Annotated in this window: 19 protein-coding genes; 7 read left to right on the top strand and 12 right to left on the bottom strand. The window is 64.9% G+C overall.

What is annotated here, in order from left to right; translation table 11 throughout:
* Positions 1 to 238 precede the first annotated feature (238 nt).
* Positions 239 to 1,666 (bottom strand): ATP-dependent nuclease, encoded by a 1,428-nt coding sequence (locus ELY13_RS12240; protein ID WP_206436055.1) that lies wholly within the window; start codon positions 1,664 to 1,666, stop codon positions 239 to 241.
* A gap of 973 nt (positions 1,667 to 2,639) precedes the next feature.
* On the opposite strand from ELY13_RS12240, the gene ELY13_RS12235 reads away from it, so the two are divergent.
* A complete protein-coding gene (locus ELY13_RS12235; protein WP_126174208.1) occupies positions 2,640 to 3,266 on the top strand; it encodes an SOS response-associated peptidase in 627 nt (208 codons plus the stop codon).
* Between the two features lie 474 nt (positions 3,267 to 3,740).
* On the opposite strand, the gene ELY13_RS15025 is transcribed toward ELY13_RS12235, so the two are convergent.
* From ELY13_RS15025 to ELY13_RS12215, 4 genes are all read right to left on the bottom strand, one after another.
* Positions 3,741 to 3,905, bottom strand: a complete 165-nt coding sequence (locus tag ELY13_RS15025; RefSeq protein WP_164549793.1) for a hypothetical protein — start codon at positions 3,903 to 3,905, stop codon at positions 3,741 to 3,743.
* Positions 3,906 to 3,968: 63 nt separating this feature from the next.
* Positions 3,969 to 4,460 (bottom strand): peptide-methionine (R)-S-oxide reductase MsrB, encoded by a 492-nt coding sequence (gene msrB, locus ELY13_RS12225; protein WP_126174207.1) that lies wholly within the window; start codon positions 4,458 to 4,460, stop codon positions 3,969 to 3,971.
* 22 nt (positions 4,461 to 4,482) lie between these two features.
* On the bottom strand, positions 4,483 to 5,766 hold the full coding sequence (locus ELY13_RS12220) for an ABC transporter permease (protein ID WP_126174206.1): 1,284 nt from the start codon (positions 5,764 to 5,766) through the stop codon (positions 4,483 to 4,485).
* Positions 5,763 to 6,734 (bottom strand): ABC transporter ATP-binding protein, encoded by a 972-nt coding sequence (locus ELY13_RS12215; protein ID WP_126174205.1) that lies wholly within the window; start codon positions 6,732 to 6,734, stop codon positions 5,763 to 5,765. The genes ELY13_RS12220 and ELY13_RS12215 overlap by 4 nt, the downstream gene beginning before the upstream one ends.
* A gap of 120 nt (positions 6,735 to 6,854) precedes the next feature.
* Here ELY13_RS12215 and queG point away from each other — a divergent pair, with 120 nt between their 5' ends.
* Positions 6,855 to 7,904 carry a tRNA epoxyqueuosine(34) reductase QueG gene (gene queG / locus ELY13_RS12210; protein ID WP_241233692.1) on the top strand — a complete coding sequence of 350 codons (1,050 nt, stop codon included), beginning with the start codon at positions 6,855 to 6,857 and terminating at the stop codon, positions 7,902 to 7,904.
* Here the strand turns inward: queG and ELY13_RS12205 are convergent.
* The 6 genes from ELY13_RS12205 to ELY13_RS12180 all read right to left on the bottom strand — a co-directional run bounded on the left by ELY13_RS12205 (position 7,888) and on the right by ELY13_RS12180 (position 16,500).
* Positions 7,888 to 9,153 (bottom strand): NAD(P)/FAD-dependent oxidoreductase, encoded by a 1,266-nt coding sequence (locus tag ELY13_RS12205; protein ID WP_126174204.1) that lies wholly within the window; start codon positions 9,151 to 9,153, stop codon positions 7,888 to 7,890. The two genes, queG and ELY13_RS12205, sit on opposite strands and share 17 nt — an antisense overlap.
* A 4-nt stretch (positions 9,154 to 9,157) precedes the next feature.
* A complete protein-coding gene (locus ELY13_RS12200; protein WP_126174203.1) occupies positions 9,158 to 13,879 on the bottom strand; it encodes an NAD-glutamate dehydrogenase in 4,722 nt (1,573 codons plus the stop codon).
* A gap of 139 nt (positions 13,880 to 14,018) precedes the next feature.
* Complete coding sequence (locus ELY13_RS12195; protein ID WP_126174202.1) at positions 14,019 to 15,005, bottom strand: LLM class flavin-dependent oxidoreductase; 987 nt, start codon at positions 15,003 to 15,005, stop codon at positions 14,019 to 14,021.
* A gap of 118 nt (positions 15,006 to 15,123) precedes the next feature.
* On the bottom strand, positions 15,124 to 15,867 hold the full coding sequence (locus ELY13_RS12190; RefSeq protein ID WP_126174201.1) for an alpha/beta hydrolase: 744 nt from the start codon (positions 15,865 to 15,867) through the stop codon (positions 15,124 to 15,126).
* Positions 15,868 to 15,925: 58 nt separating this feature from the next.
* A complete protein-coding gene (locus tag ELY13_RS12185; protein WP_126174200.1) occupies positions 15,926 to 16,117 on the bottom strand; it encodes a helix-turn-helix transcriptional regulator in 192 nt (63 codons plus the stop codon).
* The gene (locus ELY13_RS12180) at positions 16,114 to 16,500 is read right to left on the bottom strand and encodes a hypothetical protein (RefSeq protein WP_126174199.1); all 387 of its coding nucleotides are present in this window, start codon (positions 16,498 to 16,500) and stop codon (positions 16,114 to 16,116) included. Before ELY13_RS12180 ends, ELY13_RS12185 begins: the two co-directional genes overlap by 4 nt.
* Before the next feature lie 210 nt (positions 16,501 to 16,710).
* Here ELY13_RS12180 and thrS point away from each other — a divergent pair, with 210 nt between their 5' ends.
* From thrS to ELY13_RS15020, 5 genes are all read left to right on the top strand, one after another.
* On the top strand, positions 16,711 to 18,720 hold the full coding sequence (gene thrS / locus ELY13_RS12175; RefSeq protein WP_126174198.1) for a threonine--tRNA ligase: 2,010 nt from the start codon (positions 16,711 to 16,713) through the stop codon (positions 18,718 to 18,720).
* Between the two features lie 4 nt (positions 18,721 to 18,724).
* Entirely contained in the window at positions 18,725 to 19,255 is a 531-nt protein-coding gene (locus ELY13_RS12170) for a GNAT family N-acetyltransferase (protein ID WP_126174197.1), read from the top strand.
* Between the two features lie 107 nt (positions 19,256 to 19,362).
* On the top strand, positions 19,363 to 20,964 hold the full coding sequence (locus tag ELY13_RS12165) for a hypothetical protein (RefSeq protein ID WP_126174196.1): 1,602 nt from the start codon (positions 19,363 to 19,365) through the stop codon (positions 20,962 to 20,964).
* Positions 20,965 to 21,159: 195 nt separating this feature from the next.
* Positions 21,160 to 22,089 carry a CPBP family intramembrane glutamic endopeptidase gene (locus tag ELY13_RS12160; RefSeq protein WP_206436054.1) on the top strand — a complete coding sequence of 310 codons (930 nt, stop codon included), beginning with the start codon at positions 21,160 to 21,162 and terminating at the stop codon, positions 22,087 to 22,089.
* Positions 22,090 to 22,121: 32 nt separating this feature from the next.
* On the top strand, positions 22,122 to 22,265 hold the full coding sequence (locus tag ELY13_RS15020; protein ID WP_164549792.1) for a hypothetical protein: 144 nt from the start codon (positions 22,122 to 22,124) through the stop codon (positions 22,263 to 22,265).
* A 255-nt stretch (positions 22,266 to 22,520) separates the two neighbouring features.
* Here ELY13_RS15020 and infC read toward each other — a convergent pair whose 3' ends face one another.
* Positions 22,521 to 23,039 carry a translation initiation factor IF-3 gene (gene infC, locus ELY13_RS12155; RefSeq protein ID WP_126174194.1) on the bottom strand — a complete coding sequence of 173 codons (519 nt, stop codon included), beginning with the start codon at positions 23,037 to 23,039 and terminating at the stop codon, positions 22,521 to 22,523.
* Positions 23,040 to 23,105 lie beyond the last annotated feature (66 nt).

Here is a 23,105-nt window from a genome sequence, read left to right as displayed (position 1 = left end):
AGGAACATCATCGGTGTAAAATTGCCATTTCGGTGGCGGCGCGGGAATTGGTCGGTCGGCAAGCGATTGATTCAGTCATAGCCACCGCACTGAGTAGTGCCCCGAGCCAGTCATTTTCTCGCACCCCCTTCACGGCGTGACTTGGGCCGCTTTCTGTCAGGCCGCTTTCATGGGCGTAGCCGCAGGAAGCTGCCTTCTGCCCTGGCGATATGGAGACTGGCACTTTGATGCCGTGGCGTTAGGTGTCCCGAGAAGTGCCCGGCAACACTACTGGCACGATCGCAGTCGGATTATCTGCCCGGCCGATCTCGAACGGGAAGGTGCTCCGATTGAGAAGCGGCGATGCAAAATCGACCTCGATTCGCAATTCTTTCGGCGTAGACATATTGACGAGTTTGAACACTTCCGCGTCATTTCCGATTGTGTTCCTAGCGAGGGCATGGAGCTGGGCGTTGCTGCTTTCGGCCTTCATGCCGAGGAGCACTGGCGTCAGGATAGCCCCCAGTTTCATGCGCAGCAGCTGATCCTCGTCCACCAGCTGGTTGGGCGCGGCATGCCGTAGTGCGACGCAAAGGTCGGTATATTGCTCCAAGAGCTTTTCGCCCTCTTTCGCGTCAAACCCCGCGGCCTCGATCGCCGCGCGATCTGGCTTTCCAATTCCGCCACTCCCCGGTGCGTCATAATAATTCTCTATCGCTCCACGGCGCAGAAAGAAGCATCCGAGCTCGGCCAAGGCGTTTAGTAGGACCTCGTATTGGGTGCGGAGGCTGGAAGCTTTGCGCGCCGCATCGCCTCCGAAGCTCTCTGGATCTGAGAGTACGCGCGCAAGCGTTACTCGCCGCTTGGCAAGGGCGCTCGATTCTTTGCTCAACCAGTCAGGATAGGTCTCGGCCGCGGCATCGATCTCTGTATTGTAGCCGGACATGAAGGTCGAAAGAGCGTCACGTAGATCGTGATCGAGGTCAGCGAGGTTCTTGCGTCCGAGCCTGTGGGCGATCGCGGTGGCCTCGGGCAGCTCACTGAAATGGCAGACTAGAGCGCGGTCGTCCGCCAAAGCGTCGAGATCGGCGAGCAAGGAAACGCGCTTGCTCATCAGGCGAAACAGCTTGGCGGCCTCGATGAATTCGCCCTTGCCGGTGACCGGCAATATCTGAGCGTTGCGTGCGAGTAGACGCAAGCTGAGCTTCCTCGCCAGCTGCGAGGCGATCATCTCGTCGCTCGGACCTTCGACGAGAAGGATATGCTCGGCGAACATCGCGTTGAGGTGCGTCGTACCGAGGCGCGCGACCAGGGCAGCGAGCTTGGCGCGCTTCAGAATGTCCGCATCGGGCGAGACCTGGGCAGGCGCCTGCCGCACTGAAGTGAAGAAGACGATCTTTGGCAGCTCGTCGATGCGCCGCAGCGGCAGCATCGAGGCCGAATGCGTCGCTATGACGATCAGTTTCTTCTTGGGATCGCTCGGGTCCCCCGCAACCTGCTCCATCTCCTCGAGCAGGAAAGCTTGGTGCTGCGGATGGAGCGAGATTTCGGGCTCATTAATCAGCAGTGCGCCGATGTCGTCATTGTGAATCGCTGAGAGCAGAGCGACGAGTTGGAGGATTCCACTTGCTTTGTAATTCGCTGCGTAACCGTCACCGCCTTTGACAGAGGTGATCCTGATGGCCATCCCCTTCGCGTCCACTTCAGCCGTACGCTCCGGTCGAACAATTGCTGCAGACGTGCTTCGACTTTCAGCTTGAGATCCGGTCGACTGTCCAAGACTATCAAGTCGCCCGTGACGCTTTCATAATCCTCCCATTGCTTCAGAAAGCTGGAATCGCCGATCGCAGCGTCGCGTTCGTCTATCCAATTGGGCCGATCCGCTCTCGCCCGATAGGTTTCAAACGGACTGCTGCGTCCTGCCGAAAGAAAGTGGACCTTGCGACTGTGGATTGCGATCCAACTCGTCGCCAATGTCGATTGTATCGACCGCAGCGCCCGTGTCTTCCCGCTGCCGTTAGGTCCGACCAGTGTCGATATGCCCGGACCAATGTGGATAACAGCTTCAGTATCCTGCTCGCCCACGAGGTGATATTTCGCATCGAGCGGCCAAAGCGACACCTCGGAAACAACGCCCTCGTCCATCAAACGCCCCCAAATTGGATTGGTGCCGCGTATGACCGGCACCGTCTTGCTTCGTTCCTATAAAGCCGCGCGAGACGATCTGTCGAAAAGGTAATGCTCGACGAACGCTGTGCGCATTCTGATGCGGGACGTGCCAAGAGTCTGTCCCTTCTCAACAAGGAGCCGCGCCTCAATCTCGCCAAAGATGATTGGAGTGGCTGAACCCAGCCCCGATTGTTGTATGTCGGGCATATTTTTTCGAATGAGTGGCAGGTCTTGGGACCACCGCACGAGGGTGGGCGGCAGGAATGAAGGCGCGGAGTCGCCGACCGGTGCTGGTCGGCTGAATATTCGCTTCCCACCCACACTTAGGCACTTGGGGGGGCGTGAAGACGCTGAGCATTGATTGGGCCGCTGCCTTTCTTGCAGGCACCCGCTCCGAGGTGCGATTGATCAAGCCATGTCCATCCCAACCTTTGCCTCGCGGGTAGCGTTCTTGGCTCGCGCTCACATGCAGGGGATAGTAATCTTGTGAGATGTGCAATCTCTACCGACTTGATCAATCGACCGCGGAAGTGGGGCGCCTGTGCGAGGCAGTCAGCAGCGTCGGCGCGAACACACCGGCGGAAGTCTACCCCGGCTATCCTGGACTGGTGATCGCTGGGGGTGAACTGCGTTCGATGGTATGGGGTTTCCCGCTGGCCCTGAAAGGCAAGCAGGGCCAACAGCTCACGCTGAAGCCGGTCAACAATACTCGAGCAGATAAGCTGGACAGCAGCTTCTGGCGAACGAGCTTTGCTTCCAGACGCTGCCTGATCCCGCTCAGCGCTTTCGCCGAGGCCGAGGGACCAAAGGGTAAGAAAACGCGGACGTGGCTCAGCCTGCCGGACCAGCCGGTGTTCGCCATTGCAGGCATCTGGCGCCCTACCGAGGAGTGGGGGCCTGCTTATTCCATGGTGATGACCGAGGCTTGCCTGGCAATGGATGGCATTCACGATCACATGCCTGTGGTCCTACCAAGTGACAGCGTATCGCAGTGGCTGGAAGGCTCGCCCGCGGATGCACGAGAACTGTGCACTCCCTACTCTGGCCCAATGGCGATCAAGCGCACTGATCAGCCATGGACACAAAAAGCCGAGCTAAGCTCTGCTGGGTCCAACTAACGCAAATGCGCGCGGGGACAGCACGGATCTGGCCTGTTCGCAACTTTAGCTTGCATACATGTCGCGCCGGTGAGTGAGTACCCTATGCGGTGAAGGATAGGACTCCCTCGCCGCCCCAGCAAGGGACCGAGGATCGACCGTACTTGCGGAGCTAGGGCAAAGGGCGGGCGCGGATGAACTCGCAGCCTCTGACCTACCGTAGGCCGCATGGCTCGGCGCCCCGAACCAGTGTAAATCATGTATAATCGTGCCCGGAATCAAACGGGCATTCCCGGAACACCGCGGCGGCGGTCGAGGCACGCAAGCGTCTACTTTTCAGACTCTTAAGCTTGCCGCGGAACCATGTGGAACCGGCGGTCAGTAGACTTAAAATCTTCTGATCCTTGATCGTGCGGGTTCGAGTCCCGCCGCCCGCACCAAGATCCAAACGGCTGGGCTGTATTCGATCAGGCGGGCAGCGGAACCAGAAACCTCTTACAGAGCTTGGTCGACTTCCTGAGCAGCTTGCGTCGGCGGGCAGTTCACATCGTCGGCCGTGCAGGCAACAGCAGCGGCACCGGCACTGGCACCAAGCAAGGCGGCGCAACCGGACGTACCGAAGCTGGCGAGAAGCGCGGCAATCAGAGCGGCTTTTTTCATGGGTTTCTCCTTTTTACATCCCGGAGAAACAATGAGGGGGAGCGGCAGCAGTTCCCCGTAACCTCAGGCCGGGCGGAACTTCATCGCCGCTCCGTTCATGCAATAGCGCAAGCCGGTGGGCTTCGGGCCGTCCTCGAACACGTGCCCAAGATGGCCGCCGCAGTCCGCGCAATGGACCTCGGTGCGGGGATAGCCGATCTTGAAATCGCGCGACGTGCCGACCCCGCCCGCCAGCGGAGCATAGAAGCTGGGCCAGCCGGTGCCGCTTTCAAACTTGGTCTTCGACGCAAACAGCGCGTTGTCGCACCCGGCGCACGCGTAGGTGCCGGTGCGCTTTTCCTTGTTCAGCGGAGAGGTGTACGGCCGCTCGGTCCCTTCCTTCCTCAGGATCTGGTACTGCTCCGGCGTCAACCGCTTGCGCCACTGATCCTCGGTAAACGAAACCTTGTACGAAGCGGCGGTCGCAGGCGCGCCGCAGGCGGCCAGCACAAGCGCCGAAACACCGATGCCGAAAAAGCCAAGGGTTTGACGACGGGATGCGAATCGATTGATCATGCAGCCTCTATAAGTCAGCCAACTACAACCTTTCCTGAACAATAGCGGTGTCGGCCCCGGGTTCCGACCCCCGGCGGCGCCACCGCAGAAAGCGCCCGCTGCCGCCCTGCGCACCGGATTTCATCACCCGGCTGCGGAACATCGCCGCCCCCGCCCGGACGAAGATCGCCACCCACAGTCCCTGCCAGGCAATCGCCGCAAGATGCGGCCACACCGCTTCATCCTGCGCCGCGCGGGCAATCATCGTGAACGGACTGCTCAGCGGAAAGGCGATTGCGGCCAGTTCGGCGGGTTCCCCCGGATGGGCGGCGGCATAGGACCCGAGGAAGAAGATCAGCACCTGCCCCATCGTCACCGGCATCGACAGCGTCTGCACCTCACGCACCGTCGACGCGAGCGAACCGATCGCAAGGAAGATCGAGCCGACCAGCAAGTATCCGGTCGCGAAATAGACCACGCCCAGCGCAAGGAACAACGGCCACCCCACGCCTGGCGCCGGCAAGCCGGACAGCGAGAATCCCGCCAGCGGCAGCACGAGCGCGGCCACGCTGCCCCACACCGTCAGCCCGACCAGCGAGACCCCCAGCATCGCGAACAGCTTGCCAAGGAACACGGCATCCATCGGGATTGCAGCGGCCAGGATCTCGATGATCTTGTTGCCCTTTTCCTCCACGAGGTTTGACAGCACCATCCCGGCCAGCAGCATGATCAGCAGGAACAGAAGCGCCTGCCCGGCCTGCGCGGTGATCATCCGGGCCTGCTTCACGCTCGCCCCGCTGCTGGCGACCTCGACCGGGCGAACCGGGGGGAACGCGGTGGGCGTGCGTTCCGTCGCGGTCGCGGCGGTCAGACTGATGAGCCCCTGCCAGCGGGCGATCCGTTCCGGTGTAGCCGTGAGCACCGGCGCGTCCGGCGTGCCGCCGACGATCGCGGCCAGATCACCCTCATCGCGCCGCAAAGCCGCCGCGGCATCGAACGCCCCGTCCGGTCCTACTCCTTCCAGTGCGACCATTCCCGGCACCGCGCGGCCGAGCTTTGCCGCCAGCACACCGCGCGCGGCCAGCATGGCTTCCGTGTCCGGGGCGCTCATCGCGATCCCGATCCGGCTTTCGGCGCGTCCCGCGTCGATCTGCTGCCCGAGGGTTCCTGCCAGAAGCCCGACGATCACCGGAAACAATGGGCCGGCGAGGAAAAACAGGAAAGCGCGGCTGAACAGGATCGAGGCCAGATCGCGCCGGGCGACAACCAGCGCCGCCTGCCATCCGGAAAGCCGGCCCTGCGCCGCGGATCCCGGGCGCCATTTCACGGACGATTCTCCTGCTCAAGCGCCCGGGCTGCCGCTTCGCCCGCAATCGACACGAAGGCATCGTGCAGCCCGGCGCGCTCGATCGAGAGGGAGCGGATTCCGGCATCGCCTTCGATCAGCGCGCGCAGCAGCGGCTCGACCCCGCCTTCGGGCAAGGGAAAGGACCAGACGTTCCCTTCGCTTCGAGTGTCGGGCGGCAACGCGGCGCGCCAGAGACCGTCTTGCCTTTCGGTTTCGAGGCGGACTTGCGCCGGGATCCGGTCACGCGCGGCATCGACGCTGCCGGCGTACGGCACTTTGCCCCCGGCGATGATCGCGATTTGCTCACACAAGCGTTCCGCGTGGGCGATGACGTGGGTGGAGAAGAGCACGGTCGCCCCATTGGCCGCAAGCGAGCGGATCAGGGTTTCCAGCTTGCCCTGGTTGATCGCGTCGAGTCCGGAAAACGGCTCATCCAGCACCACCAGCTTGGGTTCGTGTACCAGCGTGCCGAGCAGCTGCATGGTCTGCGCCATGCCCTTGGACAGCTGGCGGATCTGCCGCTCCGCCGCGTATCCCAGCCCGTGCCGTTCCATCAATTCGCGGCCCCGGCGGCGGCCTTCGCGCAAGCCAAGCCCGCGCAAGGAGCCCATGAAGGCAATTGCCTCATACGCCTTCATCGCCGGATAGAGCCCGCGCTCCTCGGGCAGATAGCCGATCTGGCGGGCGATTTCGTGCGGGTGCGGATGGCCGAGCACGCGGCGCGTTCCCGCGTCAGGCTCTATGATGCCCAGCAGCATGCGCAAGGTCGTGGTCTTGCCCGCGCCGTTCGGGCCGAGCACGCCGTAGATCGAACCTTCCGGCACGGCGAGATCGACCCCGTCCACCGCCAACGTGCCGTCGAAGCGCTTGACAAGCCCCTGCGCCTCCACTGCTAGCGGACAGGAGCCACGGGCCGGATCTTCAGCTATGTCTAATCCCCCGTTCATGGCCGCTGTTACAGGCCCGTTGCACAACAGGAGCAACCGACCCTTTGTTACCGGCTTTCCGTGCACTCTAACAGTTCCGCCTCCTCCGGCCACAGGTCCATCGCGGACCTGAAGGAGCGTTTGGTCGAAAAAGCCCATGAGCTGGGCTTTGCCGCGATCGGCTTTGCGCCGGCCACGGACGATCCCGTGCGCGCGCGCCGTTTGCAGGAATGGATCGAGGCGGGCTTTCACGGCGAGATGGACTGGATGGAAGCCCGCGCCGACGTGCGCAAGGGCCCGCAAAGCATGTGGCCGGAAGCGAACAGCGTGATTGCTCTGGGCATGAGCTACGCCCCCGATGCCGATCCGCTGGCGCTGGTGGGAGACCCGGAAAAGGCGCGCATCTCGGTCTATGCGCAAGGGCGTGATTATCACGACGTGGTCAAGAAGGCGCTGAAGGCGCTCGCCCGCTGGCTGGTGGATGAAGCGAAGCGGATCGGGGCCGAAGCCGCGCTGAAGGTGTTTGTCGACACCGCCCCGGTCATGGAAAAGCCGCTGGGCGAAGCCGCCGGGATCGGCTGGCAGGGCAAGCACACCAACATGGTCAGCCGGGCCCACGGCAACTGGCTGTTCCTGGGCGCGATCTACACCACCTTGCCGTTCGATCCCGATCCGCCGCACGCGAACCGCTGCGGATCGTGCAGCGCGTGCCAGGATGCCTGCCCGACGAACGCGTTTCCCGCGCCGTACCGGCTCGATGCGCGGCGGTGCGTGTCCTATCTCACCATCGAGCACAAAGGGCCGATCCCGCATGAATTCCGGGAAGCGATCGGCAACCGGATCTACGGCTGCGACGATTGTCTGGCGGTCTGCCCGTGGAACAGCTTTGCCAGCACGGCAGCCCGCCACAAGGCCTTCGCCCCGCGTGAGGAATTGACCGGGCCGGAGCTTTCCCGCCTGCTCACGCTCGACGATGCGGCCTTCCGGCAGCTGTTCTCCGGCTCCCCGATCAAGCGGATCGGGCGGGACCGTTTCGTGCGCAATTGCCTGATCGCGGCCGGTAACAGCGGCAACCCGGCCTTGATCGAACAGGTCCGGGCACTTGCCGCCGATCCCGATCCCGTCGTGGCCGAAGCCGCCGGCTGGGCGCTCGGGAAGCTTGCCGGGGGACGGCTTACAGCATCGCCTTGAGCGGGGTCTCGGCGTCGAGCAGGCGCTGCGGATCGATTACCGCGCGCGCCTCGATCAAGGCGCGGCCCTGCACATAGTCCTTGACCATGTTGACGCAGTCGAGCGCGATCACGCGTCCGCCCTTGAGGTACATGACCGAAAACCGCCGTGCGGCCGGATCGCCGCGCAGCACGGTGGTGTCGTGGCCGGTGGAAAGCCCGACCGTCTGCAGCTTCAGGTCGTACTGGTTGGACCAGAACCACGGGATCGCTGCGTAGGGCTCAGGCTCCCCGCAAATCGCCCTCGCCGCAGTCTTGGCCATATCGTGGGCGTTCTGGACGCTCTCGATCCGGACCACCGCGCCATCGGCATAGGGGCTGGCGTGGGCGGCGCAGTCCCCGATGGCATAGACCTTGGGCAGGCTCGTGCGGCAGTACTCGTCGATGTCGACCCCGTTCGCGCCTGCGGCGCCGGCCGCGATCAGCGGTCCGATGGCGGGGACGATGCCGATCCCGGTCACCACCAGATCGGCCGGGATCATTTCCCCGCCGGCCAGCCGCACCCCGCGCACGGTCTGCTCGCCCTCGATCGCCTCGACCTCGCTGTCCAGCCGGATATCCACCCCATGGCGGCGGTGTTCGTCCTCAAAGAAGCAGGACAAGTCCTCCCCCGCCACGCGGGAGAGCACGCGATCCTGCGCCTCGATCACCGTGACCGCGCAATCGCGCTTGATCAGCGCGGCCGCGGCTTCCAGCCCAATATACCCGCCGCCGATCACCGCCACCCGGCGTGCACCCGCATCGAGTTCGGCCAGCAGGCGGTCGACATCGGCCTTGTCCCGCACCGCATGGATGCCGCCAAGGTCCGCCCCCGGACAGGACAAGCGGCGCGGATCGCCGCCCGCAGCCCAGATGAGCGTGCCGTAGCCGACGGTCCTCCCGCCTGCGAGGCTCGCCTGCTTGGCCGCGGGATCGACCCGCACAACGCTGGAGCCGAGCTTCAGCCCGATCGCCCGCTCAGTCCAGAACGCCTCGGGCCGGATCAGCAGCCGCTCGAACGGCTTGTCGCCGGTGAGGTACTCCTTGGACAACGGCGGCCGCTCATATGGCAATTCGCGGTCGCGGCCGACCATCAGGATCGAACCGTCGTACCCCTGCTGGCGCAAGGCGATTGCCGCCTGCGCCCCGCCGTGACCGGTGCCGACAATCAGGACATCGGCTTCCGGCGAAACATCGGCTTCGGGCGAGAGATCGGTATCGGGCGCGGTCATGCGGCTACCGCTGTAACAGGTTGCGCGCCTGGCTGGCAATCTGGGCCAGCATCGCCGGGGCGACAGGCGATGCGCTCTGCGCCCGGCCGATCATCCCGCGGAAGTGGCGGATCGCGTCCTCATGCCCTTCGGCCCACCGGTCAACCATTGCGATCGGATCGGCCCCGCCTTCCTGAGGCGCCATGCGCCGCAGGAAATCGAACCGCATCTGCTGGAAATCGCGGGCAAGGCCCGCCACCAGCAGCCGCTCCCACGGATCGGACGGGTTCATCACCGCCGCCTTCGACTGTGCCCAGTACAACCCCAGCCGTTCCCCAAGATTGACGAAGGCGTGGGTGATCGTGACCGGGGAGATGCCGGTATCGCGTGCCAGCCGGGCCAGCCCCGCCAGCCCGTCGAGCGCGAACAACCGCGCCACCATTTGCGCAATCTCCGGCGGCGTGCCTTGCTGGGTCAGGTCCTCGGCAATCCGCAGCGCGTGCCTGCGTCCTTCTTCCGCCAGCAGCTCGTCCACTTGCCCGCTCAGTTCGTTCACGCCTTCGGCGAGCTCGCTCTCGATCACCGAGGGAGGCGCCAGTCCGGCGCCCGCGCGCAGCAAGTCGGCCAAATGGCCCCGCATTGCCATCGCGGCCTGCTCGAACAGCAGGGGCCGCGTAAGTTCGGGCACCGGCGCAGTGTCGAGCACGTCCCACACCTGATCGAACCCGAACAGCTTTTCAGCCGAAACGAACGCGGCGGCCACGGATTCGAGGCTGGTCCCTTCCTCCTCGGCCAGTTCGAACGGATGGACCAGCCCCATGCGGTTGACCATCCGGTTCGCCACCACGGTGGCGATGATTTCCCGCCGTAGCGGATGGTGGAGGATCTGCTCGGGGAACCCGTACTGCATCGGTCTCGGGAAATCGGACAGCAAGTACCGCTCCAGCGCCGAATCCTCAGCCAGTCGGCTTCCCTCGACCGCGTCCTGCAGCACGATCTTGGCGTTCGACAGCAGGACGGCCAGTTCGGGCCGCGTCAGCCCCTCCCCATCGGCGGCCCGGCGGGCGAGCGTCTCGGCCTCGGCCAGTCCCTCGGTCCGCCGGTCAAGGTCGCCAAGATCCTCCAGCGTTTCGATGAGGCGGCTTTGCGAAGCGACCGCCGTCGCGCCGCCGATCTGCGCGATCGACAAGGCGAGCGCCTGAAGACGGTTGTCCTCCTGCACCAGCTCGGACACGTCGTCCGTCATTTCGGCCAGGAGCTCGACCCGGCCTTCTTCCGTCAGGTCTCCGGCGCGCTTTGCTCCGGCAAGGGCGATCTTGATGTTGACCTCGTTGTCCGAACAATCGACCCCGGCCGAATTGTCGATGAAGTCGGTGTTGATCCGCCCGCCGTTCAGCGCAAACTCGATCCGCCCCGCCTGCGTCACCGCCAGGTTCGCACCTTCGCCGATCACCTTGGCGCGCAGGTCTTCCCCGTTCACCCGCAGCGCATCGTTCGCCGGGTCGCCGACCTGGACGTTGTTTTCCGCGTCCGACTTCACATACGTGCCGATCCCGCCGAACCACAGCAAGTCGACCGGGCTTTTCAGGATGTGGGCGATCAGCGTGTCGGGGTCCAATTCCTCCGCGTCGATGCCCAGCGCGGCCCGGGCTTCCTGCGACAGCGGAATCTGCTTCATCGTGCGCGGGAACACTCCGCCGCCCCGGCTGATCAGCGCGGGGTCGTAATCCGCCCAGCTCGACCGCGGCAGATCGAACAAGCGCTGGCGCTCGGCGAAGCTGGCGGCCGGATCGGGATCGGGATCGATGAACACGTGCCGGTGATCGAACGCGGCCACCAGCTTGATCGCCCGGCTCAGCAGCATTCCGTTGCCGAACACGTCGCCCGACATGTCGCCGCAGCCGGCCACGCGCACGGGCTCGCTCTGCACGTCGACGCCCATTTCCAGGAAATGCCGCTGGACGGAAATCCACGCGCCCTTGGCGGTGATCCCCATCGCCTTGTGGTCGTATCCCTTGGACCCGCCGCTGGCGAAGGCATCGCCCAGCCAGAAGTCCCGCTCTTCCGCCAAGGCATTGGCGACGTCGGAGAACGTGGCGGTGCCCTTGTCGGCCGCGACCACGAAATAGGGATCGTCGCCGTCGCGGATCACCACGCCGTCCGGGTGGATCACCTTGCCGTCGATGCTGTTGTCGGTCAGCGATAGCAGGCTGCGGATGAAGATTTCGTACGCCGCGCGTCCCTCGGCCGCCCAGGCCTCGCGGTCGCTGGCCGGATCGGGCAGCTGCTTGGGATAGAACCCGCCCTTGGCGCCTGTCGGCACGATGATCGCGTTCTTAACGCGCTGCGCCTTCATCAGGCCAAGCACTTCGGTGCGGAAATCGTCGCGCCGGTCGGACCAGCGGAGGCCCCCGCGCGCCACCGGGCCGGCGCGCAAGTGAATGCCTTCCACCCGGCGCGAATAGACGAAGATATCCCGCCAGGGGATCGGCTTGGGCAATCCCGGAACCTGCGAGGAATCGAACTTGAACGCCAGCGCCTCACCCGCCGCCGTACTGAAGGCGTTGGTCCGCAGCATGGCGCAGATGGTGTCGCGGTAAAGCCGCAGCAGGCGATCATCGTTGATCGCCGCGACACCCTGCAGTCCCTGGTTGATCATCGTCAGCGCCTGGCTGGCCGCTTGCTCGCGTTCGCCGCCAAGCGAAGGATCGTGCCGCGCCTTGATCAGTTCGATCAGGCCCCGGGTCACGTCGGGAGCGCAGCGCAGCGCATCGACCACGGTGTAGATGGTAAAGCCTATCCCGGCCTGGCGCAGATAGCGGTAGAACGCGCGCAGCCAGTTCGCCTCGGTCGCTTCCAGCGCGGTGCCGATCACCAACCGGTTGAACACGTCGTCCTCGGCCAGGCCGTTGAGCACGCCCGCAATCGCTTCCTCGATCGCTTCGGAGCGTGCCAACACCGGCGCGGTGTCGTCGCCTGCGGGCAGGGAGACGCGGAAATCGTGGATCGTCCCGATGTCGCCGGCCAGTTCGATCGGCATTTCCGACATGACGCGAAAGCCGAAGTTCTCCAGCGCGGGCACCGCGTCCGACAGCGGCAGCACGCCGCCCAGCTGGAACACCCGCAGCCGCAGGTCCCCCGGGGCATCGCGGTCCAGCCGGCACAAGCGCACGTCGCGGCCCAGCGGACGATCCTGCTCCCCGGCGCTCAACCGCCGTATACGCTCGATGTCATGGGCCGCCTGCTCCGCGCCGTAACTGGTGCGGTAGGATGGGGGAAACGCCTCGGCAAAGCGGGCGGAAATCGCGGCCGCGCGGCCCGCGTCCATGTCGCCGGACAATTCCCGCTCAACCGCATCCCCCCAGCCGCGCAGCATGTCCTGCAGCTGCCGGTCGATGGCTTCCTCGTCCGGCTCCACCGGATGGTCGCGAATGTCGATCACATAGCGCAGCATCGCCAGGTTGCCGCCTTCTACCGCCAGGCTCCAGGCGAGCGTATCGGCGCCGGTCTGCTTTTCCAGCAGGCTCTGGATCTGCAGCCGCGTGCTGGTGGACAGCATGTCGCGCGGCAGCCAGACGAAGGCGAACAAGTGCCGCTGCAGCGGCGCGGCGACCAGCGCCAGCCGGGCGCGCGGGCGATCCGACAAGCTCATCATCGTCGTCGTGATCCGGAGGATGTCCGCTTCCGAAAACCCGATGATCAAGTCGTGCGGCAGCGCCGTCAGCGCATGGATCAGCGATTTTCCGTCATGGCTCGTCGGATCGAAGCCGAGCTGGTCCATCATCCCCTTCAGCTCCTTGCGCAGCAGGGGCACGGACTGGGGCGGGGCGGCCAGCGCCGCGCTGGTCCACAAGCCGGCATGGATCGACAGCGCGACCAGTTCGCCCTGCTCCACCACCGGCACGATCAGCAGATCGAGCGGGGCGCGGCGGTGAACGTTGGCGATCAGGTTCGCCTTGATGATCAGCGGCGCGTGGTAGCGCGGCTCCTCCTCCTTGGCGAACCACGCAAAGGCGCGGCGATAGCTTTCTTCCGCCAGCAGGTCGCGCGCGCTTTCACGGCAAATGCCAAGCGGGTTGATAACCGTGCCATCGCGTCGGCGAGTCAGATGGCCAAGCTGGGTGAACTTGCCTTCCGCCAGCCAGCGCAGCAGCGCGCCGCCTTCCTCGTCGAACACCCGCCCGACATCTTCCAGCAGCGCGATCTGCATTTTCGGCCAGTCGCCGACCGCGGCCCGCACGTCGGCAATGGTGACGCCCAGCGCATGCTCCAGCGCCCGCCGTTCGCGCGCATCGACTCGCGCGGTTTCCAGATAGAGCATCGACTCGCGCAGCGAATCCCCGCCCTCGGCGGAAATGCCCACGATCTGGCCAGAGGCATCGCGCCGGACAGGGACGATCGGATGGACCAGCTGATCGATATCAAGCCCCGCGGCCGCGACCGTGGAGGCGACTGAATCGACCAAAAACGGCATGTCGTCGTTGACCACGGCGATCCGCGTCTGGCGCTTCGGTCCGCTTTCGGTCTGCAACTGGCCCGAACGCATCAGGATGGAGGCATGCCCGCGTTGCCGGTGCCGCGCGGCTTCCAGCAGGAATTCGGCCACTTCGGCAAGATGGCCCTCGGGCGGCGGCGCTTCGCCGGGAAGGATCGATCCCTCGATCCGCCGGGCGAGTTCGTTTGCCAGCGCGCTGTCGTTCGCGCGCTCGTTCTGGGGCGGCGCCATGCCGTCCTTCGGGGTCGCCATTCCTGCCTTCTCCTCATTCGGGTGCCTGTCCGGACCAATGGCCCGGCGGCCCGCCTCGTTCCTCATGTCCCGGTCATTCCGCCCGGATCGCGTTTCCTCCGCGCGGATCAACCCGCGCGAATTGCTTCCCCCGCGCGGATCAACCCGCGCGAATTGCCTCCATCGTCAGTTCCAGCGAGCGGCGCCGCGCCGCCGGATCGTAAGTCGCGCCCGAAACGACGATTTCGTCCGCCTGCGTCCGGTCGACAAACCGCCCGATCCGCTCCCGCACCGTTTGCACGGAGCCGACCGCGCGGGCGACGGACAAGCGTTCCAGCATCGCCTGGGCCCCGTGGGGCAGGCTGGCGCGGTAATCCGGCACCGGCGGCGGCAGCTTGCCCGGATCGCCGCTGCGCAAGGCGACGAACGACCGGTCCTGAGACGACGCGAGCGTTTCGGCCTCGCGGTCGTCATCCGCGCAAATCACCGTCATCGCCGCCATCACGTGCGGCTTGTCCAGCGCGTCCGACGGCTGGAACTGCTGGCGGTACGTCGTCAGCGCCGCGTCGAGATGATCGGGCGCGAAATGGCTGGCGAAGGCATAGGGCAGGCCCAGCCGGGCGGCGAGCTGCGCGCCGAACAAGCTCGACCCCAGCATCCACAGCTGAATGTCCGCGCCAAGGCCGGGCGTGGCCCGGATCGGCAAGTCGATGTCGCCGGTCAGCAGCGCGCGCAGCTCGACCACGTCCTGCGGGAAGAATTCGGCCGCGCGGTGCAAGTCCTTGCGCAGTGCCTGGGCAAGGATGCCCGCCGCCCCCGGCGCGCGCCCCAGACCAAGGTCGATCCGCCCCGGAAAAAGGCTGTCCAGCGTGCCGAACTGCTCCGCGATCACGAACGGGTTGTGATTGGGCAGCATCACTCCGCCCGACCCGATGCGGATGGTGGAGGTGCAATGGCCGATGTGGGCCAGCACGACCGAAGTCGCCCCGCCGGCGATCCCGGGGCTGCCATGGTGCTCGGCCACCCAGAAACGCTTGTATCCTGCGTTTTCGGCAGCCTTGGCCAGCTTTCCGGCATCCTCCAGCGCCTCGGAAACGCCGCTGCCTTCGCGCACCGGCACAAGGTCGAGGACCGAAAGCTCCATCATCACTGCTCCTGTTGCTCCATCGATGCAGGACCGTACCGCGCCCTTGCCGGACAAGCCATGCGTGTGACGGAAACGCGCCTGAGCCGATTCGGGACCACGAGAGTCAGGACCACAGGATTCAGGCCAGCGCCGCCACGGTCTGCAGCAAAAGGGCGACGTCCCCTTCCCGGGACAGCCGGTGGTCGCCGCCTTTGACCAGGGTCACCTGCACGTCGCCCAACCGCAAGGTCGCCGCCAGACGGAGGCTGATTTCAGGCGGCACGACGTCGTCCTCCTGTCCGTGGAGCAGCCGCACCGGGCCATAGAACGGGACGACGCCTTCCAGCTGCCGCTGGGCTTCGCCGTCGGTCCAGAACCCGGCATGGGTCGGGGTCGGCTCCGGCCCGTAGGGATTGTCCTCGTAAACCGTTTCCCCGGCGGCCAGCCGCGCTTTCTTTTCCGGCGAGAAGCCCCAGTCGGTGAAATCCGGCGCGGCGGCGATCCCGACCAGTCCCTTGACCCGCGGGCCCAGCACGCGGGCAACCAGCAGCATCAGCCATCCGCCCATCGACGATCCCACCAGCACCACCGGCCCGGCGATCCGCGCCTCGATCAGCGAAACCGCTTCGTCGCGCCAGCGGCTGAGCGTCCCTTCGGCAAAATCGCCGGAGCTTTCCCCGCAGCCGGAATAGTCGAGCAGCAGGCACTCGCGCCCGTTGGCGCAGGCCCAGTCGAACAGCGCGGTCGCCTTGGACCCGCTCATGTCCGACATATAGCCCGGCAGGAACACCAGCGCCGGGCCAAGTTTCGCGTTCTGGGGCCCGGAATGATGCCGAAACGCAATCCGGCGGCCGTCGGGCATCGAATGGATAACGGGTTTCATCCGTAACCAGATGAAGCACGGCGCAGCCAAGGGCAAGCCCGACAGCAAGCGGACACACTCAGTCCCGCAGGAAAACATCCTCGATCCTCAGGCCGAACAGATCGGCGATGCGGAATGCCAGCGGCAGGGATGGATCGTACTTGCCGGTCTCGATCGCGTTCACGCTCTGGCGCGAAACGCCGATCCGCTCGGCCAGATCGGCCTGGCTCCAGTCCCGTTCCGCGCGCAGGACCTTGAGACGGTTCTTCACGCCCGCAGTCGAACAATGGCGCCGCTCACTCCGAAAAAGGCGAGCCAGACCACCCCGATCCACTGCGGCCCCTGCTCGATGACATCGTAGACGGTGAGGAACTGCCAGACAGTCGCGATCACGAGGGTGGCGGCCGTGGCAAGCAAGGTCTGATTCGTGAACAGCAGCCGCTGGTACTCATCGTCGCATTCACCGATCAGCTTGAAGATCGTCCAGAAGACGCCGCAGATCGGAGCGGCCGTGGCCAACGCGAGCAGCAGACCCGCCCACTGCGGGAGACCGGTTCTGGCAATGGTAAGGCCGCCGACGAGGATTGCGATGTACAGCAGCATGAAGGTGGCGATCCGGATGACGTACCGTTTCATGTAAGCGGGCTGGGCCATTGGCTCTCTCCTCCAGCGGAAGTCACGGTGACGAGGCAAGGAAGCCTGTCTTCGTGTAAAGCATCCTTTACATAGCGCAGCTGCATGTCAAGCGAAGTTGACAGTCTTGCGCCTTATGCGGGGAAGCCCACTTTACAATTCCGATGCCGCCCTTCCGAAGGACGCCGCTTTCTGTCAAAGCGCGCGCAGAGCTTCAGAGATGATTTTCAAATGAACGAACTGGTAAAGATCAGCCTTCCCGATGGATCGGTGCGCGAAGTGCCCGCCGGGTCCACTCCCGCCGACATTGCCGCCGCGATCGGTCCGGGGCTTGCCAAGGCCGCCCTCGCCGCGCGCGTGGACGGCGAAGTGCGCGACATCACTCGCCCGTTCGAAGGGGACGCGCAACTCGCCCTGATTACCGCGCGCGATGAAGCGGACGCACTGGAACTGGTCCGGCACGATTACGCGCACGTTCTGGCCGAAGCGGTGCAGGCGCTGTGGCCCGACACGCAGATCACCTTCGGCCCGGCGACCGAGGACGGGTTCTACTACGATTTCGCCCCCGGCGCGCACGGCCCGTTCACCGAAGACGACCTGCCGCTGATCGAGCAGAAGATGCGGGACATCATCGCGGCCGACAAAGCCCTCACGCGCGAAGTCTGGACGCGCGACGAGCTGGTGGCGTGGTTCAAGGACCATGGCGAGACCTTCAAGGCCGAATGGGCGGGCGAATTGCCGGAAGGCGAGGAGCTGACGGTCTATCGTTCGGGTCCAAAAGACGCCGAAGACGCATGGCTCGACATGTGCCGCGGTCCGCACCTTGCCTCCACCGGCAAGCTCGACCCGCAGGCTTTCAAGCTGACGCGCGTCTCCGGCGCCTATTGGCGCGGGGACCAGAAGAACGCGATGCTCAGCCGCGTCTACGGCACCGGCTGGCTGAACAAGAAGCAGCTGAACGAATACCTCGTCCGGCTGGAAGAAGCCGCCAAGCGCGATCACCGCAAGCTGGGCCAGGAAATGGATTTGTTCCACCTCCAGGCCGAAGCGCACGGCAGCGTGTTCTGGCACCCCAAGGGCTACATCATCTGGCGGGAGCTGGAATCCTACATGCGCCGCCGGATCGACCTCGGCGGCTACCGGGAGGTCAAGACCCCGCAAGTCATGGACGCCCGCCAGTGGGAACAGTCCGGCCACTGGGGCAAGTACCGCGAGAATATGTTCGTCATTCCCGACGAAGTGCCCAACGTCGACGAGGAAGGGCCGATCGTCTCGGGTGAGGCGGACTGGATGGCGCTGAAGCCGATGAATTGCCCGGCCCACGTGCTGATCTTCCGCCAGGGCATCAAGTCCTATCGCGACTTGCCGCTGCGCATCTACGAGAACGGCTGCTGCCACCGGAACGAGCCGCACGGCGCGCTCCACGGCCTGATGCGCGTGCGCCAGTTCACGCAGGACGATGCCCACATCTTCTGCCGCGAAGACCAGATCGTCGCCGAAGTCCGCAAGTTCTGCGAACTGGCCGACCGGGTCTACAAGGACTTCGGCTTCACCTACCAGATCAAGCTCGCCCTGCGGCCTGAAAAGCGGTTCGGCAGCGACGAGATGTGGGATCAGGCCGAAGCGGAACTGCGCAACGCGGTGCAGGAAGCCGGCCTCGCCACCGAGGAATACGGGTGGGAGGAACTGCCCGGCGAAGGTGCGTTCTACGCCCCCAAGCTGGAATGGCACCTGACCGACGCGATCGGCCGCACCTGGCAGGTCGGCACGATCCAGTCCGATCGCGTGCTGCCCGAACGGCTCGACGCCAGCTACATCGCCGAGGATGGGGAACGCCACCGCCCGGTGATGCTCCACCGCGCGATCTTCGGCTCCTACGAACGGTTCATCGGCATCCTGATCGAACACTTCGCCGGCAAGCTGCCGCTCTGGCTCACCCCGGTGCAGGCCGTGGTGGCGACGATCGTGTCGGATGCGGACGATTACGCCCGCGATGTCGCCACGCGCCTCGCCGCCGCCGGAATCCGGGTGGAAGCGGACCTGCGGAACGAAAAGATCAACTACAAGGTGCGCGAGCACTCGCTGAAAAAGGTCCCGCAGCTGCTTGTGGTCGGCAAGCGGGAGGCGGAGGAAGGCACCGTCGCCCTGCGCACGCTCGGCGAACAGCAGCAGAAGGTCCTGCCGCTGGACGAGGCCATCGCCCTGCTGAAGGCGGAGGCGACTGCGCCGGACTTGCGCTGATCCGGTGCGGATCGACCCGGCGACGGAAGTGGACCTTGAGGCGATCGACCGCCTCGTCCAGCGCGCTTACCGCGGCGATGCCGCCCGGGCGGGCTGGACGCACGAGGCCGATCTGCTGGACGGGCAGCGGACCGATCCGGAGATGCTGCGCGAAGGCCTGGCCAATCCGCGCCTGCGCCGGCTGGTGGCGCGCGACGGGGCGGAGCTCATCGGCTGCGCCGAAGTCACCAGCCCGCACGATGGTCTCGCCGCCATCGGGTTGCTGACGGTCGATCCGGCACGGCAGGGGCAAGGCCTCGCCAAGCAGCTGCTCGGCGCCGCCGAACGGCTGGCGGCGGACGAATTCGCTGCTCGCCGGATCGAACTGACGGTCATCCGCCAGCGGAGCGAACTGATCGCCTACTACGAACGCCGCGGCTACCTCCGCACCGGGGAAGAACGCCCCTTCCCTCACCACGATCCCCGCTTCGGCGTGCCCCGCCGCAACGACCTCGCCTTTGTTGTGCTGGGCAAAAACCTGCCGGACGCAGACTGAAGCGGCAGCGGCGGGACGGCCGCGCCGAACGCCTGGGGATTGCCCCCCGACCTCGGCGCCGAATGTCCGCAGCGGGCGGAAAAGCGATGCGCCGAGGATAAATGCCAATGGCTGCGAACGTGCTTGCGCATTCCTGGCGGCGGAATGATAACCTGCCTTACGGTTTCGGAGGGTTGGGCGACTTCATGCGGTACTTCCTGGCATTGTGTGCCCTGCTTCTGCCCTCCGCGGCGCACGCCGAATGGCTGGAGGCGTCCAGCGCCAATTTCGTGGTCTATACGGACGACCGCGAGAAGGACGTCCGCCGCTTCTCCGAGCAGCTCGAACTGTACCATGGGGCCATGGAAGTCGTGACCGGGCTTGACCTCCCGGTGCCGAGCCCGTCGAACCGCCTGACGGTGTTCGTCGTCCGCAATGAGCGGGAGGTGCAGCGTCTCGTTGGAAACGACGCCCGCAACGTGGGCGGCTTCTACATCCCGCGTGCAGGCGGCTCGATCGCCGTCGTCCCGCAGGTGCAAGTCAGGCGCGGTCAGCTGGACTTCTCGATGATCGCCCTCCTGCACGAATACGCGCATCATTTCCTGATCTCGAACAGCAGCGTCGTCGCTCCGCGATGGTTCAGCGAAGGCGGCGCGGAATTCTTTGCATCGGCCGAGTTTCCGCCCGCTGGCGGCATCAAGCTGGGGATGCCCGCCCATCACCGCGCGGGAGAACTGTTTTACGGCCGCGACGTGAAGGTCGAGCAATTGCTCGACCCTGCCGCCTATGAGGACGGCGTGCGCGATGGCTTCGACTCATTCTACGGCAAAAGCTGGGCCCTGTACCATTATCTGAGCCTTGGAACCGAGCGACCAGGCCAGTTCAGGACTTACCTGAAGCTTCTGGGGTCGGGAAAAGCCTCGCGCGAGGCAGGGCTCGAGGCCTTTGGCGACTTGAGTCAACTGGAACGGGATCTCGACGGCTACATTCGGCAGCGGAAGATCAGGACGCTGGTATTTGATCCGGGCCGGCTGCAAGCGGGCGAAATTGCCGTCCGCCCGCTGACGGCGGGAGAAACGGCGGTGATGCCCGTGGTCATCCGATCCCGGCGCGGCGTCAATCGAGAGCAGGCGCTGGAGGTGGTGCAGGAACTGCGCCCACTGGCGGCCGCCTATCCGCGTGACCCGTTCGTGCTTGCCGCCCTTGCCGAAGCGGAGTTCGACGCTGGTGACGACGCAAGGGCGATCGCAGCCGCCGACGCAGCGCTGGCGCTCGACCCGCGACGGATCAACGCCTACGTGCAGAAAGGCTACGCCCTCTTCAGGCAGGCAGCCAATGCCGAAGATCGGGATGCGGCTTACGCCGATGCCGTCCAGCCGTTCCTGGCGCTGAACCGCATCGAGAACGACCATCCGCTGCCGCTCGTCTACTACTACCGAAGCTTCGCCGAGCGCGGGCAGCGCCCGCCGGCTCAGGCCGTAAAGGGGCTTGAACGGGCAACACAACTTGCCCCCTTCGACCTTGGCCTGCGCCTGAATCTGGCAAGCTACCAGATCATGGACGGCCAGCTCGACCGCGCCCGTGCCACCCTGATGCCGCTCGCCTTCAATCCCCATGGGGGCGGAATGGCGGAGGCCGCCCGGCAGGTCATCGAACGGATCGACGCTGGCGGAATGTCTGAACCGCCAGAGCTTCTGGCCTTGCTGGAGCCTGCGGCCGAAGAAGAATAAAGCGGCTGGACGGTCTTCAGGTTCTCACGGCCAAGGTCCGCAATCAAACACAAGAGGGGCAGCTTTTCGATTCAGACTGACCAAAAGCCGCCAAAGCCACGAACAGCAAGATGTCGCACTCTGTTTGGTGGCCGCCTTTTCCGCCGCTATGATCCCTCTGGGGGGTTACATATGATCAGCTTTTCTCATCCGGCTGTGCCAATCGCGCTCGGCAGGCTTCGGGTTCTCAAGCCAGGACGGCTTCGCTGGCTGCGGGCATTGGCCTGGATGATCGCGCTCTTCTTCATCTGCATCGCTACTTTCGGCGCATCCATGGAGATCATCCAGCAGCTTATCCCGAAGAGCGAACTGGGACTGCGTTTCCTCGGCCACTGTATCGGTGTCTTGATAATGCTCGGCATCTACAGCCTGCTCGTCAGGCTGGGCGAGGCCCGTTGGCCAACCGAGTTGGCGATCAGGCCTGCTCCCTTCGAACCCTTTTCTGGCGCTGTAATCGGGGCAGCGATGTTCACGGTCGTGATGGCGGTACTCGCCGGCTGCGGGCTCTACCATGTCACCTATACCGGCCCGGCATCCGCCTGGGCCGCAGCCGGCAAGGCAATAGAAGCGGGGGTGGTGGAGGAACTTGCTGTCCGTGGCATCATGCTCCGGCTGCTGTGGCGGGCATTCGGCCCGGGGCCAGCTTTTCTCGTTTCAGCCTTGGCGTTCGGGGGCAGTCACCTTTTCAATCCGGAGTCATCGTTGCTCGCGGCAATCTGCGTCATGCTGGAGGCGGGAATCATGCTGGGCGCGTTCTATGCTCTCACTGGACGGCTCTGGATGTCGATCGGGGTTCACGCCGCATGGAATTTCACGCAGGGTTATCTCTTCGGCGCCGCGGTATCGGGAACGGAGCTCGGCCCCGCCATCGCCCGGAGCGTGCCCAGTCCTGACCTGCCCTCATGGTTGAGCGGAGGGGCCTTTGGTCCTGAAGCCTCGTTGCCAGCCCTGGTAGTCTGTACGGCGGTAGGAGCGGCCGTTCTCTGGCGCGCATGGACGCTGGGAATGTTGAGGAGCCACTCGGACACGAATGAGCCCCGTGCGTTGGCCCCCTCGCTGAGCCAGCCTGCAACCGCTTGCGTATAGGGAAGCACCCTTGAAGCGGGTCCAGGTGGCACATGAGTGAGGGCCGCTTTCGGGCAAGGCCGATCAGGCTCGAAATGACCGTCTATGGCGCCCAAGCCGACATTCCCGCTTCCCTACACATGGAGCGGCCAAGCAAACCCGGTACGCTCTTGGCCATCGTCGTTCCCGCCTCCTGAAGCCTCTCCGTCCTTGTGCAGAAGATCAGGCAACCGAAGGTTCTTTTGTTGCTTGGACACGAAAGAACATTTTATTGTTCGCGCGCGCGCCATTTCGTCGCTCTGGGCCCGCAACCCTGCGGAAAACATGGAGTTTGCAGCCTGACACCGCGGTGTAGGACATGTCAGGTGTGTCAACCTCGCGCTCGCTCCAGACGCGAAAAGGGCGCGCCTTGCGGGCGCGCCCTTGCGAAAACACAAGTCAGCCGGAACGGCTTACTTCGGCGCCAGCACCATCAGCATCTGGCGGCCTTCCAGCCGGGGATAGGCTTCGACCTTGGCGATTTCCACCACGTCGTCCTGCACCCGCCGCAGCAGGTCCATGCCCAGTTGCTGGTGAGCCATCTCGCGGCCGCGGAAGCGCAGGGTCACCTTGACCTTGTCGCCATCCTCGATGAACCGGCTCACGTTGCGCATCTTCACATCGTAATCGTGATCATCGATGTTCGGACGCATCTTGATCTCTTTGATGTCCTGCGTCTTCTGCGTCTTGCGCGCTGCGTTCGCCTTTTTCTGGGCTTCGTAGCGGTGCTTGCCGACGTCGAGGAACTTGCAGACCGGCGGGTCTGCGCTGGGCGAGACCTCTACCAGGTTCAGCCCGACTTCGGCGGCCTGTTCGATCGCCTGTCGGGTGTACAACACGCCGAGGTTCTCGCCATTTTCGTCAATGACGCGGACCTTGTCGGCCTGGATGAAATTGTCGTAGCGCGGGCCGCTCTTTACGGGGGGGGCCATGCTGCGCCGGGGGGGACGGGCTATTGTGCGGTCTCCTGTCTTCTGTTTACGTTAACGGGCTATCTA

It is taken from the genome of Altericroceibacterium xinjiangense (assembly GCF_003958635.1).
Classification (GTDB): domain Bacteria; phylum Pseudomonadota; class Alphaproteobacteria; order Sphingomonadales; family Sphingomonadaceae; genus Altericroceibacterium_A; species Altericroceibacterium_A xinjiangense.
Note: the sequence above shows the minus strand (reverse complement) of the source record. Positions and strands in the feature narration are given on the sequence as shown.